Source organism: Bacillus sp. S/N-304-OC-R1 (genome assembly GCF_019749375.1).
GTDB lineage: Bacteria > Bacillota > Bacilli > Bacillales > Cytobacillaceae > Cytobacillus.
Genome location: NZ_JACWFE010000018.1, coordinates 44,335 through 58,914, shown reverse-complemented (window position 1 = coordinate 58,914; position 14,580 = coordinate 44,335). Strand labels below are relative to the sequence as shown.

13 protein-coding genes and 1 pseudogene are annotated in these 14,580 nt (G+C 40.7%); 12 read left to right on the top strand and 2 right to left on the bottom strand.

Annotation, left to right across the window (positions count from 1 at the left end):
• Position 1: 1 nt before the first annotated feature.
• Positions 2-1,045 (bottom strand): HEAT repeat domain-containing protein, encoded by a 1,044-nt coding sequence (locus H0173_RS15330; RefSeq protein ID WP_221847389.1) that lies wholly within the window; start codon positions 1,043-1,045, stop codon positions 2-4.
• A gap of 1 nt (position 1,046) precedes the next feature.
• Complete coding sequence (locus tag H0173_RS15325; RefSeq protein WP_260631207.1) at positions 1,047-2,666, bottom strand: diguanylate cyclase; 1,620 nt, start codon at positions 2,664-2,666, stop codon at positions 1,047-1,049.
• Between the two features lie 465 nt (positions 2,667-3,131).
• On the opposite strand from H0173_RS15325, the gene spoIIR reads away from it, so the two are divergent.
• The 12 genes and pseudogenes from spoIIR to H0173_RS15270 all read left to right on the top strand — a co-directional run bounded on the left by spoIIR (position 3,132) and on the right by H0173_RS15270 (position 14,345).
• Entirely contained in the window at positions 3,132-3,794 is a 663-nt protein-coding gene (gene spoIIR / locus H0173_RS15320; protein WP_221847387.1) for a stage II sporulation protein R, read from the top strand.
• Positions 3,795-3,876: 82 nt separating this feature from the next.
• Positions 3,877-4,320, top strand: a complete 444-nt coding sequence (locus H0173_RS15315) for a GNAT family N-acetyltransferase (protein ID WP_313770656.1) — start codon at positions 3,877-3,879, stop codon at positions 4,318-4,320.
• 176 nt (positions 4,321-4,496) lie between these two features.
• Positions 4,497-5,543, top strand: coding sequence for an L-threonylcarbamoyladenylate synthase (locus tag H0173_RS15310; RefSeq protein WP_221847385.1), 1,047 nt, complete (start codon positions 4,497-4,499; stop codon positions 5,541-5,543).
• Between the two features lie 129 nt (positions 5,544-5,672).
• Positions 5,673-6,224 carry a manganese efflux pump MntP gene (locus H0173_RS15305; RefSeq protein WP_221847384.1) on the top strand — a complete coding sequence of 184 codons (552 nt, stop codon included), beginning with the start codon at positions 5,673-5,675 and terminating at the stop codon, positions 6,222-6,224.
• Positions 6,225-6,375: 151 nt separating this feature from the next.
• Positions 6,376-6,810, top strand: a complete 435-nt coding sequence (locus tag H0173_RS15300) for a low molecular weight protein arginine phosphatase (RefSeq protein WP_260631206.1) — start codon at positions 6,376-6,378, stop codon at positions 6,808-6,810.
• Positions 6,811-6,826: 16 nt separating this feature from the next.
• Positions 6,827-7,183 (top strand): annotated as a pseudogene (locus tag H0173_RS22905) (HAMP domain-containing protein); the annotation flags it as partial.
• Positions 7,175-8,122 carry a methyl-accepting chemotaxis protein gene (locus tag H0173_RS15295; RefSeq protein WP_483862200.1) on the top strand — a complete coding sequence of 316 codons (948 nt, stop codon included), beginning with the start codon at positions 7,175-7,177 and terminating at the stop codon, positions 8,120-8,122. The pseudogene H0173_RS22905 and the gene H0173_RS15295, both read left to right, overlap by 9 nt.
• Before the next feature lie 491 nt (positions 8,123-8,613).
• Positions 8,614-9,054, top strand: a complete 441-nt coding sequence (gene rpiB / locus H0173_RS15290) for a ribose 5-phosphate isomerase B (protein ID WP_221847382.1) — start codon at positions 8,614-8,616, stop codon at positions 9,052-9,054.
• A gap of 86 nt (positions 9,055-9,140) precedes the next feature.
• The gene (locus H0173_RS15285; protein ID WP_221847381.1) at positions 9,141-9,716 is read left to right on the top strand and encodes a TIGR01440 family protein; all 576 of its coding nucleotides are present in this window, start codon (positions 9,141-9,143) and stop codon (positions 9,714-9,716) included.
• A 162-nt stretch (positions 9,717-9,878) separates the two neighbouring features.
• A complete protein-coding gene (locus H0173_RS15280) occupies positions 9,879-11,120 on the top strand; it encodes a serine hydroxymethyltransferase (RefSeq protein ID WP_221847380.1) in 1,242 nt (413 codons plus the stop codon).
• A 231-nt stretch (positions 11,121-11,351) separates the two neighbouring features.
• A complete protein-coding gene (upp, locus tag H0173_RS15275; RefSeq protein ID WP_221847379.1) occupies positions 11,352-11,981 on the top strand; it encodes a uracil phosphoribosyltransferase in 630 nt (209 codons plus the stop codon).
• Between the two features lie 114 nt (positions 11,982-12,095).
• Positions 12,096-14,345, top strand: a complete 2,250-nt coding sequence (locus tag H0173_RS15270; RefSeq protein ID WP_221847378.1) for a S8 family serine peptidase — start codon at positions 12,096-12,098, stop codon at positions 14,343-14,345.
• The last annotated feature ends 235 nt before the right edge of the window (positions 14,346-14,580 follow it).

The window sequence follows — 14,580 nt, the reverse complement described above, 5'->3', positions numbered from 1 at the left end:
TTTAAGTGTATAAGTCTCCTTTAATCATCCATTCCCATGCCATATCCCTAGCGAAATTGTCTTGAGACGTATTGAGCACATTTTGTAATGCGGCTTTTCCATCTGGAAACATCATGATTGACTGTCCAGCCTGTGAACGAACATACCAGGATGCATCATGAAGCAGCTCCAGCAAAATGGGAAGCAGCGATGGGTCCTTAAGGGAGCCAAATAATTTTGCCACCATCATCCGCTGCTGCCAATGCCCTGATTGGCACAAAGGCAAATATGGCTTCAAATCCTTTACATAGCCGATTGCAGATAGAGCTTTTATGGCTCTAAGCTGAATTTCTCCTTCATTTGCGGCGAAAACCTTTTCAACAAAATAGGTGTATTTAAGCTCCTTGCTTATCGCAATTACATCTAATATGGCCCATTTTAAAGCTTCATGACAATGATGGAAGCCAAGGATAAATTGTTCAAAGCTTTTTTCGTTTAAGCGCATAAGAATATTTCTATATTCAGAATCAGCTAGCGGCTGAAGACCGGTAACTACGGTGTAAAACTTGGCATATTGAAAAGAGGCCAAAATTCGTAAAGAATGTACCCGCTCATCGTGGGATGCCCGGGGATTTTGTGCAATCGCCAAAACATCGTCCTGCAGACTAAGCAAGCGAAAGCCTTCTATATGATAGAGTGCATTCATGCGCTTACTCCATTTGCGGCTTTTCAATTTCGCTGCATAATAATCTTTTAAATGAAGCTCTGTAAAGGAAAAAAGATTTTCTTTTTCCTTTTCGCCTTCGATAATGGCTGAGTAGCTAGTAAGAACCTCCTCAGCAGCTTTCATTTTTAGCTCAGAATGGAGACGAAGATTTCTTGTAATCTTATCCTCTGTCAAAAACTCTAAAAGAAGGGGACTCAGCTTTTCTTTTAACAAATTAATATTCGCTCTGCGAGTATTTTCGATTACTTTTCTAATGACTAAATATATAAACAATAGGAGCAAAAGAATCAGTATGGACACAGCAGCATAGGATAAAGCGACTAATTCAGGCACTAACATATTAAGAAAGCCTTTGAATAAGCCGCTTTATTCTCGCTTCCAGCTCTGTAATGCTAAATGGCTTCGTCACATAATCATCAGCCCCAAGCTTTAGAGCCTCGGCAATATCAAATTCGCTCTTTCTGCCTGTCAGCATGAGGACTGTAATATCTTTTGCATTTTTTGCCTGTTTTGCTTTTTGCAATACTTCAACTCCATCCATTACTGGCATCATTCCATCTAGAACTAAGAAATGTCCGCCTTTTTCTTCAAGTCTATTAGATTGGAAGAATTTCAGCCCGTTCTCGTACACTTCAATATTTAAATCAAACCGCTCAAATTTCATATTTTGAAGAATTTTCTTGAGCACCGTGCGGATAATCGCATCATCATCGATGACGGAAACATTTAACTGCTTTCTTGAAATAGCAGCTTCAATCTTATTGGCACTTTCGACCCGGGCACGGCCATTATTTTTCGCCTCATATAGAGCAGAGTCCGCGATTTTTATCGCATCTTGGATGGTAATTTCCGGATCTTTAATCATAAAGACCCCAGCTGAAAAGGTAACGGAAAACTCGATGCCGTTTTCAATGAACGTTTCTTGAGAGAATTCCTTTAATAATCTTGTCAGTACTTCTTTTGCCTCCATATCTGTGGAGGAAGGGAGCAAAATAATAAATTCTTCCCCGCCAAAGCGGAAAACCGTATCTGTGCTTCGGACATTTTCCTTTAAAAATTGTGCAAAAGCAATAAGAACCCGATCTCCGGCAATATGACCGTATGTATCATTTACCTGTTTAAAGAAATCAAGATCCAAAACAGCTAGGGTAAAATATTTACCTGACCGTTTTAACTCATTTATGCTTCTTTTCATCGTATCCTGAAGAAACTTCCGGTTATACACTTGGGTCAGCTCATCAATGAGTACAGATTGGTCGAAGATTTTCTTCCTCTCAATATGTCGCTCCATACGGGCTAAGAACTCTTCAAGGTCAATCGGTTTTTCGATAAAATCATCCGCCCCCATTTTATAAGCCTGGATTCTTGTCTGTTTGTCGTTTTGAATGCTAATCATGATTTTGGGAACGAACTTTTTGTTCGCATGTCTTTGAATATCCTCCAGAATTTGAAATCCATTTTTGCGCGGGAGGTTAATGTCAATAATAAGACAATCAGGGCGCATATCGAAATATTGCTCTGTTGCCTTGATTGGATCTGTATTGGCAAGCACCATCCAGCCCATTCCCTCCATCGCATCCTTAAGCAGAATAAGCATGGAAACATCGTCGTCAATTAATTGAATGAGTGGGACGTTTTCAATTCGCGGTTCTGCCTCATTTTCCTCTAATTGATAAAGGTGTTCATATTCATAGCTGAATTCTAATAATTCGTATAGAAAGTTACGGAGATCTTCGACCGGCCAGCTTACCTCATTTTTACGATCAGCCTCGTCCATTAGTTTGGACGCCATTTGGTGAAGCTCCTCAAGCTGAAGAGTGCCGGCTGTTCCTTTTATTGAATGGAGAAAGCGGTCAACCTCTTCTGTAGATATTGTTGTCTGGGTATCCTGCTCAAACCAGTCAGTCAGCTGAGCTTTTATTTTTTGAAAAAGGAGATCCTTATATTTTTTTAATTTCATCGTTTCCACCTCATTGTGCTTCATTGTTGTAGACGGGCTTGACGAACACAAAGCGAAAGTAAATCATAGTTGTAATAGGTTCGTGTTAATTCAGGGACTAAAAAATAAAAAACCGGTCCATACAAATGAAAAGGCCGGTTACGTTAGTCTAGCTAAATAAGAGACCTGCAATTATTTCATTTAATTGAAATGAAAATGACTGCTTTGAATATGATTTTTTGTTTTGTCTCTATACTATTAGACTGCTATATTAATAAACTTCAAGACTTTACTTATCGTGTAAAATTTAAGCTATCAAACAAAATATAGTACCATCGTGAACTTCCGTCAATCTTTTTTATACATTAGTAATGTTGGCCTTTTGCTGGAAAAACACTTGCACGGGAAAAATAGATTTTTTTCATTTTACTAGTTTAAGAAATCGTCTCTTTGTCCACAATGTGTTAGTGAAGGGGCGTGTTGAAAATGAAAACAAAAACAGCGGTGAAATTATATATTATTCTATTATGTTTAGGAACAATCCTAAGTTTATATATACCACAAAGTGAAACGATGGCTGATGAACAACTCATGATTCCGAGTGAGGCCATTCGATTACGAATTCTAGCAAATAGTGATAGAGAAGCTGATCAAGAATTGAAAAGAAAAGTAAGGGATGCAGTTAATGAAGAGATTACAAAGTGGGTAGGAGAGCTTACTTCTATTGAAGAGGCAAGAAGCATTCTTCGTTCCAAGCTGCCGGAGATTCAGAAAATCGCAGAAAAGGTTGTAGCAGACAATCACTCTGATCAAGCTGTTGAAGCCAATTTCGGAAAGGTGGATTTCCCTACGAAGCTTTATGGGCAATTCCTCTATCCTGCCGGTGAATACGAGGCCATCCTCATTACATTAGGGGAAGGCAAAGGGGCTAACTGGTGGTGTGTGTTGTTCCCGCCGCTATGCTTCCTAGATTTTTCAAATGGGGTAGCAGTCAGTGACGGATTCGAAGATGGGAAGAAAACGGAAAAGGTTGCGGCTGAGTCTAAGACTGAAAAAGAAAAGACACCGCCAGTGTATACAGAGGAAGATGAACAGCCGGTAAAGGTGAAATTTTTCTTAGTTGAGCTTTGGGAGAAAATATTTGGGTAAAGGGTGTTCTACTCTCTCTATTTTTTCATAAGAATATAGTAAATCATTTTTAATAGAATTTGAAAAAATGGGGTGTAGGAAAGTGACAGCATTCATAAGGTGTGCAGCAGTGGATGATGTGGAAAAATTAAGAGATTTTTTGGATCAGGCAAAATTAAATAGTGAAGGAATAGAAAGTGCTATTGATTACTTTTTAATAATGGAAAGTAATGTAGGGGAGATTAAAGCCACACTTGGAATTGAGCCGCTCGGAACGATTGGTTTGCTTCGTTCTCTTGTGATGACAAAGGATATGTCGGAAAATGATGTATTTATTCTTTTTGAGCAAATTCTTATGCTGGCAAAAGACAGGGGGCTGCAAGAGCTTTATCTATCATCGAATAAAAAAGCATCGGTGTCCTTCTTTCAATTACTAGGTTTTAAGGAAGCGAAAAAGGAAAGTTTGCCGGATGAGCTTTACGAATCGGATCATGTAAAACACATTTTAACTGTGGACAACTCGTTCTTTTTGAAATTATCTCTGTGAAATGTGGATAAATTTACGAAGTTATACACAAAAGTGGATTAACTATCCACAAATTGTGGACAATACTTGAGTTATCCTCTATCTTCTTTTATACTTTCAAAAGTAATTAACAAAAGAATCACGTCATAATACGATTTTTTATATGAAATTTTGATGATAAAAGAAGGTGGAGCATCATGAATACAAAAAGATGGTCAGTGGATAAAAATGTGGACAATTCAGTGAGTTATCCACAAATTACACAGGCAGCTGATCTTTTAATAAAAAATGAAGTGGTAGCATTTCCAACAGAAACAGTGTACGGATTAGGCGGAAATGCTGAAAATAGTGAGGCTGTCGGTAAAATATTTGCTGCTAAAGGAAGACCGAGCGATAATCCGTTAATTATCCACATTGCTGAAGAACACCAGCTTTATGACTTTGTAGAAGATATTTCGGATGGAGCAAGGCTGTTAATAAAGGAATTTTGGCCAGGACCGCTTACTCTTATTTTTAAAAGGAAAGAGGGGACACTCTCAGAATTGGCAACAGCAGGGTTATCCACAGTGGCTGTTCGCATGCCGGATCATCCTGTGGCGTTAGCTCTCTTGAAGGAGTGCGGACTTCCGATTGCTGCACCGAGTGCCAATCGTTCAGGCAAGCCAAGCCCAACAACGGCTGAGCATGTATGGGAAGATTTAAATGGAAGAATTGCGGGAATTGTGGATGGAGGACCAACAGGTGTCGGCGTTGAGTCGACCGTTTTAGACTGCACGGAGCCTATCCCAGTGATTTTAAGGCCGGGAGCAGTGACAAAGGAACAGCTGGAAGCCGTGATTGGTGGGGTTTCTGTCGATGCTGCACTGGCAGATGCATCACAGGCACCGAAATCCCCAGGAATGAAATATCGTCACTATGCGCCGGATGCTCCTCTCTATTTAGTCGACGGATCAAGAGAATTTATCCAGAGCCTTGTGGATAAACAAAAGGCAGAAGGCCATAAAGTCGGTGTGATAACAACCGAAGAAAATCAATCATTCTATCAAGCTGACTACGTGATCACTTGTGGACAACGTCAACATCTTGAAACCGTTGCAGCCTATTTATATGAAGCACTAAGAACCTTCAACAATACACAAGCGGACATCATCTACAGTGAAATGTTCCCAAATGAAGGCGTAGGAGTAGCTATCATGAACCGCCTCATGAAAGCAGCCGGACATCGCGTAATTAGTCGGGACTAAGGGACGGTTCTCTCGTCCCATTATTTTTTTTAGATAAAATATTTTGAAACAAAGTCCTCCCTTCTTATTAGATTCTAAAACCTCTTGGACGTGCATATGTTTAATTAGCAAGTCCAAGGAGGAGAAGAGATGGCAGATTTATTCGGAGAAATACTAACACTCACACTTATGGCATTCGCTCTAGCAATGGATGCTTTTTCGGTGGGACTAGGGATGGGAATGCTTAAGCTTCGCCTTAGACAGATCTTTAAAATTGGAATCACAATTGGTATTTTCCATGTTTGGATGCCTCTTTTTGGAATCATTGCAGGGAGATTATTATCTGAAAAATTTGGTGACATCGCGACTTATGTAGGCGGTGGGCTCCTTGTTATATTAGGGCTTCAAATGATCTGGTCAGGATTTCAAAAGGAAAAAAGCAGCATGATTACGCCGGTCGGGATGGGCTTAATGCTCTTTGGTTTTACTGTTAGTCTAGATAGTTTTTCCGCTAGCTTGACGCTAGGGATATACGGTGCAAAAACATTGCTAGTCTTAACTTGCTTTGGAATTACAGCTACGATTTTAACTTGGCTCGGTCTGCTAATCGGCAGAAAGGTTCAGGGTTGGCTCGGATCCTACAGTGAGGCACTAGGGGGAAGCATCTTGTTAGCGTTCGGGCTGAAGCTGCTTTTAGGATAGGGAAGTTTAAGGAAGGATGAGAGTCCTTTCTTTTTTTTATTTCCCTCAATTCCTGCTCCCCAAAAACACTTAATTATTTCAGTAATTTTTCACATACAATACTATTGAATCTGGGGACTTTGGCTTATAATGGATAAAAGGAGGCGTTAGCTTGACCAGAATCTTATTTGTATGTACAGGTAATACATGTCGGAGCCCGATGGCTGAGGCCATTTTAAGAAGCATGGGCATTCCAGGTGTAGAGGTGAAATCAGCAGGCGTATACGCGTTTGATGGGAACGATGCGTCAGAACATACACGGAAGGTTCTTGCAGAAGAGGGAATTGACATTGATCACAGAGCTGCCATGTTAAACGAAAGCTTAGTCGAGTGGACAAGCTATATTTTTACAATGACAGAAAGCCATAAAGCTGCAGTTATTCGGATGTATCCACATGCTTCAGAGAAAACTTTTACACTGAAGGAATTTGCCGATCATTCAGGGGACATGGACATTATCGATCCATTTGGGGGATCACTTGAAGTGTACCGGAAAACCTTCATTGAAATGAAAGCGGCTATATCCGATATAATAAATAAATTGTAAGTGCAGGGGGAGCGTAATGGGAGAGAAGCAACGCTACAAATTTGGTCTAAGGAAGAAACTAGTATTATTCATTACAATTCTAGCAATCATAACGTATTCAACAAGTGCTTTCTTTATTTATTTTTTATTTCCAATCGTAAAGGATTCCTTGCCATTTAATGAAGTGATTTTCACCATTATTACATTGAGCATGGGAATCATTTGGTCTGGGATATTAGCCTTTTTTGCAGCAGGCTTCATTATTAAGCCATTGCAGAAGCTTGAGAAAATGGCATTAAAAGCAGCACAAGGCGATATTCAAGAGGATGTCGAATTAGCCAAAACCGATGATGAAATTCGTTCACTAGGTGTTGCCTTTAATGAAATGCTTGCGAATTTAAGAGAAATGGTTCAAAAGATTGACGAAAACTTCCGCGATACGAATGAAAAAGTAATTGCGATTTCTAAAGAATCCTCGTTTGCGGCTGAACAGGCAAATTCGATTGCCAGAACGATTAATGAAATTTCAATCGGGGCTGATAATTCTGCTATTGCCATTCAGTCTACAGCGGAGCTGGTTGAAGATGTAATTAATATTGCGGATGAGGTTCAAAAGAAAGCGAAAGCTTCGGAATTAGTTTCTAGTGAAATGGTTCAGGATCTCCATAATTCGAAAAAAGTCATTCATTCTCTCGTTTCAGGGATTGAAAAGCTTGCGAATGAAAACAGGGAATCGCTTCAATCGGTTATCCGTTTGGAGGAGAATGCCCGAAAGGTCGAACAAATTATCCAGCTTGTTGGGGATATTGCGGCTCAGACAAACTTACTTGCCCTAAACGCTTCAATTGAAGCTGCACGTGCCGGTGAGCATGGAAAAGGATTTGCCGTCGTAGCGGAAGAAGTCAGAAAGCTGGCTGATGAAAGTGCTAAAGCGGTCCAAGGAATTTCTGAATTAATTACAAATATCCAAGACGAAGTTCAAAATGTCGTGAAGCAAATTTCGGAGCAAGTGGAAACAGCTAACGATGAGGCGAAAAAAGGAACGGAAACAAATCTAGTTATTGAGGAAATGACGAAAACCGTCAATGAAATGGCTTCCTTCGTTTCCGCCATTACTGATTTAGTAGACCGCCAAATGGAAAGCATTCAGCACACATCCACACAATCTCAAGAGGTAGCGGCGATTGCAGAAGAAACATCAGCTGGCGCCCAGGAAGTTGCCTCTGCAACCGATCAGCAAAATGAAGTTATGGCTAATGTAGAAACGTTAGCAAATGAATTAAAAGAGCAAGCTGAAAAATTAAAAAACACAATTACGAGGTTTCAAATTTAAAATGGGGGAGTCTTCTTTATGGGAAGGCTCTCTTTTTTTGCCGGTATTGAGTTGAAAATGGTCTAGGCCAGGCTATTATTGGGATATTCTTAGGTGATTTTCAAGATATATCGGCGAGTTTCGGGATATATCAGCGAGTTTCAGGATATATCAGCGAGTTTCAGGATATATCAGCGAGTTTCGGAATATATCGGCGAGTTTCGGGATATATCAGCGAGTTTCGGGATATATCGGCGAGTTTCGGGATATATCGGCGAGTTTCGGGATATATCAGCGAGTTTGGGGATATATCGGCGAGTTTGGGGATATATCGGCGAGTTTCGGGATATATCGACGACTCTCAGAATATATCGGTCACTTACAAGATATATCAGCTACTTTCATTTCCAAAGGGCTTGCACATTTCTATCCCCTTGCACTGCTCTCCATCTATATGTCAAAATAAATCTATACTCAAAATAATGGTTGTTTGACAAATAGGAGGATTATAAATGAAAGTAGCAATCGCTTCTGATCATGGCGGTATCCATATTCGCGAAGAAATCAAGGGGCTCATGACAGAAATGGGCATTGAATTCGAAGACTTTGGCTGTGACTGTGAAACATCTGTTGATTATCCAGACTATGCACTTCCTGTTGCGGAAAAAGTAGCGAACGGTGAATTTGATAGAGGAATCCTTGTTTGCGGTACTGGGATTGGCATGAGTATTGCGGCTAATAAGGTGAAGGGCATCCGTTGTGCACTTGTGCATGATACTTTCAGTGCAAAGGCTACTCGTGAGCATAATGACAGCAATATGCTGGCAATGGGCGAACGTGTCATTGGACCAGGATTAGCGCGCGAAATCGCAAAAATATGGCTAACGACTGACTATGAAGGCGGACGCCATGAAAACCGTGTAGGCAAAATTAAAAACTACGAAAATAAATAAAGGTGAAACTTCAATCAGTGGAAGCTTTCCAACGTACAGCCTGTTAATCTGCGAGAAATAGAAAGTTTCCGAAAGGGTGAGCTTTTATGAGTGAAATCATTCAAGATTGGGGAAAACAGCTTGCTAATATCTTAGATGATTTTAGCGAGCAAGTTTCACTAAATTCCCGACAAATTTTTGTTATAGGCTGCAGTACAAGTGAGGTAGCAGGGAAAAAAATCGGAACAGCCGGAACGGAACAAGTGGCAGAGATGATTTTTACGAAACTAATGAACTTCAGTGAAAAAACGGGTGTTGCCCTTGCTTTCCAATGCTGTGAGCATTTAAATAGAGCCATTGTCGTTGAAAGGGCCACAGCGGAGGCTAAAAACCTTGAAGAAGTGACCGTTGTTCCAGTTCGAACGGCGGGCGGTGCAATGGCAACCTATGCCTATGAACATTTTAATGATCCGGTTGTTGTTGAACATATTCAGGCAGATGCAGGGATCGATATTGGTGATACCTTTATCGGCATGCATCTAAAGCATGTTGCTGTTCCAATAAGAACCTCTCAAAAAATGGTCGGCGACGCCCATGTCACATTAGCCAAAGTAAGACCGAAGCTAATCGGCGGAGCAAGAGCAGTCTACGAGCGAAAACCTGAAAATGAATCTTGCAGCTAAGTAAAAAAGGAAGGGTCCTGTAATATGCAGGACGTTTCCTTTTTAAATTGTTGAAGAATTTATAATCTTCTTTTCACTATGAAAACATGATAAGATATAATAGAATTTTCAAAAATAGAAGTGTGTACATATTTTTTGAAGAGGAAAAGGGAGGCTTACTAGATGAAGCATTTAGCAAAACAAGATGAGCAAGTTTTCAAATCCATTCAAGAAGAATTAGGACGCCAAAGATCAAAAATTGAATTGATTGCATCTGAAAACTTTGTTAGTGAAGCGGTTATGGAAGCACAAGGATCAGTGCTTACGAATAAATATGCGGAAGGCTATCCAGGCAAACGCTATTATGGCGGCTGTGAGCATGTCGATGTTGTAGAAGACCTAGCTCGTGACCGTGCGAAAGAAATCTTTGGAGCAGAGCATGTCAATGTTCAGCCGCACTCTGGTGCACAAGCGAACATGGCTGTATATTTCACAATTTTAGAGCAAGGCGATACAGTTCTTGGTATGAATCTATCTCATGGTGGTCACTTAACTCACGGAAGCCCTGTAAACTTCAGTGGTGTTCAATATAATTTCGTTGAGTATGGTGTCGATGAAAAGACTCATACAATCGATTATGATGTCGTTCGTGAAAAAGCGCTAGAGCATAAGCCGAAGCTAATCGTTGCAGGTGCAAGTGCATATCCGCGTGCGATTGATTTCAAGCGTTTCCGTGAAATTGCTGATGAAGTTGGAGCATATTTAATGGTTGATATGGCTCATATTGCTGGTCTTGTTGCTGCTGGCTTACATCAAAACCCAGTTCCTTACGCACATTTTGTTACAACAACAACACATAAAACACTTCGTGGCCCACGCGGCGGTATGATTCTTTGCCAAGAAGAGTTCGCGAAGAAAATTGATAAATCGATCTTCCCTGGAATCCAAGGCGGTCCTCTAATGCATGTTATCGCTGCAAAAGCTGTTGCATTTGGCGAAGCGCTTCAAGATGATTTCAAAACATATGCAAGCAACATCATTTCCAATGCGAAGCATCTTGCTGAATCCCTTCAAAAAGAAGGCATCGATCTTGTTTCAGGCGGAACAGACAATCATCTTTTACTAGTTGATCTGCGTTCACTTGGCCTAACAGGAAAAGTTGCTGAGCATGTCCTTGATGAAGTTGGCATCACTGTCAATAAAAACACGATTCCATTCGATCCGCAAAGCCCATTCGTAACAAGCGGTATCCGTATCGGTACAGCAGCTGTTACTTCTCGCGGATTTGGTGAAAAAGAAATGGAAGAAATCGCAGCTATTATCGCTCTTACACTGAAAAATCACGAAGACGAAGGCAAGCTTGAAGAAGCGAGAAATCGTGTAGAAGCATTAACAAGCAATTTCACTTTATATCCAGAATACTAATATTTTGTAAAAAGGGTCAGACCCCCCTGGTGGGGTCTGACCCTTTATTATGACGATTAACTAACAATTTATTTTCTAAGTTGCTCTAGTAAAAGTTTTTCTGTAAAATTAGACGAAGTGCATGTTGAGGAAAATTGTCGAAGATAGAATAGCTTCTATATAGTTGCTAACCCTATTGTTGAAATGGACAATGCTGACTGCAGTTCTTAATTGAAAAAGGAGAGATTTTTCATGGCAAAAGTATACGTATTTGATCATCCTCTTATCCAGCATAAACTTACATACATTCGTGATAAATCAACAGGGACGAAGGATTTCCGTGAGCTAGTTGATGAAGTGGCAACACTAATGGCGTTCGAAATTACGAGAGATATGTCATTAGAAGAGGTTGAAATTGAAACACCAATCAGCACAACAAAATCAAAAGTCCTCTCTGGGAAAAAGATCGGAATTATCCCAATCCTTCGTGCAGGTATCGGAATGGTAGACGGAATCCTAAAGCTAATTCCTGCTGCAAAAGTAGGACACGTAGGACTTTACCGCGATCCAAAAACATTACAGCCAGTAGAATATTATGTGAAATTGCCTAGCGATGTAGAAGAAAGAGATTTCATCGTCATCGATCCTATGCTGGCAACAGGCGGATCTGCGATTGAAGCGATTAACTCCTTGAAAAAACGCGGCGCTACTCATATTAAATTTATGTGTCTAGTAGCAGCACCAGAAGGAGTAGAGGCACTTCAAAAGGCTCACCCGGATGTAGATATCTATATCGCTGCTCTAGATGAAAAGTTAAATGACCACGGCTATATTGTACCGGGACTAGGTGACGCTGGAGACCGTCTGTTTGGTACGAAGTAAAGCTTAACTGAATTTTGAAGAACCGGTTCTAGATCAGGACCGGTTTTTAAGTACAAACTATCCGCATATTTCCCCACCATAAAGAAAACCCTATGTAAAAAAGGGTGATACTGCATGAAAACAAAAAGCTTCATTTTAACACTCATCCTCATATTATTTTTCCAGCCGGCAGCTCAGGCACGAACGCTGCATCACCCTCCTATTCCAACTGAATTTGCAAATCAAGAAAAGGTATCTATCATTATTTTAGATCAGGAAAAAAGTGAACAAGATATCAAAAAACTAGTTCAATCTGTCCCGAATTTGGAATTGAGACATATTTACAAATACGCTTTACATGGATTTTCTGTTAAAGGAAGAGAAGACGATATAGAAAAGCTTTCCCAGCTTGCTGGAGCACGACTGGCCTCTCCGGTAAATATGTATAGGGTTCATGCGGAAGAAAGTGTCAAAATGATTGGCGGAGAGGAAGTCAGAGGTTTATTTGATGCGAAAAATCAGCGATTAACGGGAAAAGGGGTAAAGGTGGGCGTCATTGATACAGGGATTGACTATACTCATCCAGATTTAAGAGCAAATTATGGGGGCGGGTACGACCTCGTTGATCAGGATCTTGATCCGATGGAAACGCTCCCTTCAGAAGGTGCCAGCACGCTCCACGGTACACATGTGGCTGGAATTATTGCCGCAAACGGAAAAATTCGCGGAGTGGCGCCTGAAGCAACGATATTATCCTATCGAGCACTAGGACCTGGCGGAAGTGGAACAACTGAACAGGTCATTGCCGCTATTGATAGAGCCATAAAGGATCGGGTCGATATATTAAATCTATCACTTGGAAATAATGTGAACGGACCGGATTTGCCTATTAGTTTGGCTTTAAATAAGGCAGTTGATCAGGGAATTACAGCGGTAACTTCATCAGGAAATTCAGGTCCAAACAGCTGGACGGTCGGGTCCCCCGGTACTGCTTCCAAGGCAATCTCGGTTGGCGCCTCAACTCCTACAATGAATATCCCTTATATTGATATAGCCGGGCAGATCCTAAGGCTTGAGCCCCTTCAAGGATCTGTACAATGGGACTTTACAAAATCATACGAAATCGTCTTTGGCGGTTTAGGGAAAAAGAAAGAATTAAAGAACGCAAAAGGAAAAATTGTGCTTCTCGAAAGAGGGGAGCTTACCTTTACGGAAAAAGCCATTAATGCATATGAAGCGGGAGCAGAAGCAGTCATGATTTACAATAATACGAAGGGAGCGTTTTTTGGAAATTTAGAGACAGAGGTAGCGATACCAGTCACAGCTCTATCAAAAGCAAACGGGGAGAGAATTAAAAAACAACTAACGAAAACCAAGCTACTGGCGAGAACCTTCATTAAGGAAGAGAAGGACATTCTTGCAGACTTTAGTTCCCGTGGTCCAGTAACATCCACTTGGGAAATCAAGCCTGATGTAGTGGCTCCTGGTGTTGCCATTAATAGTACGGTTCCCGGCGGATATTTACCGCTGCAGGGCACGAGCATGGCAGCCCCGCATGTCGCAGGAGCTTGTGCGCTAATTAAGCAAGCACATCCTGACTGGGGTCCGGAAGAAATAAAAGCAGCCCTTATGAATACAGCTAAACCTATCATTAATCAAAAGGGAAAGCTGTACAGGACATTCGAACAAGGGGCAGGAAGAATCCAAGTAGAAAAGGCGATCAAGACAAACACATTAGCTATGCCAGCATCCTTGCAGTTTGGGAAATTTAAGCTTGCTGATCGGATGCACGACCATTCAAACTATATCACCATTAAAAACACTAGTTCTAAACAGCAATTTTATTCATTTTCCATTCCGCATGCGGAAAAAGGACTTAGCTGGAAGTTTCCCTTTTCTTTTTATTTAAAGCCCGGGGAGGAGAAACGAGTGCAGATAAGACTATCTGTAGATCCTCGTCTACTTAAGAAAAAAATCTATGATGGCAATATTATTTTAAATGCAGGAACACAAAGTATTACACTTCCTTATCTATATGTCCTTGAGGAACCCAATTATCCGCGTGTGATGGGTTTTGGTATAGGAAAAGGAGATAAAAAGGATATTTACAGGTATGAGGTGTATTTGCCAGGAGGAGCAGAGGAATTTGGAATTGCGATGTTTAATGCGGAAAGTCTTCGATTTATAGGATTTTTAGACTGGAAGAGAAACGTTGGAAAGGGACAGCTATTGGAAGAGATCGGGAGTGAGAAATTTCCGGATCCAGGCTTGTACATCATGAAGGTTTTTGCCAAAAAGGCGGGAAAAGAGGATTCTATCGAATCGTATCTTTTCGTCAATCCAAATGGACAATTGGCTGATTATGACAGAGGACAAGGAGCGTAGCAAAACTGCGCTCCTTTTTCAATAGTTTAGGCCAAAATTAAATTGTGATCAAACTGTGAACATACCACATTTTCCTGTTTTTGTTTGTGACTTTTTTCACTACAAACACATTGACATTGACAAGACCCTATTGTATGCTTACAAAGGGTGTAAAATGGTTGGGTTTTCAAAGAGAATAAGTCATTTAACCCTTATGGCATTCATTATATCCGCTATCATTCTCTTTTACTAGAGA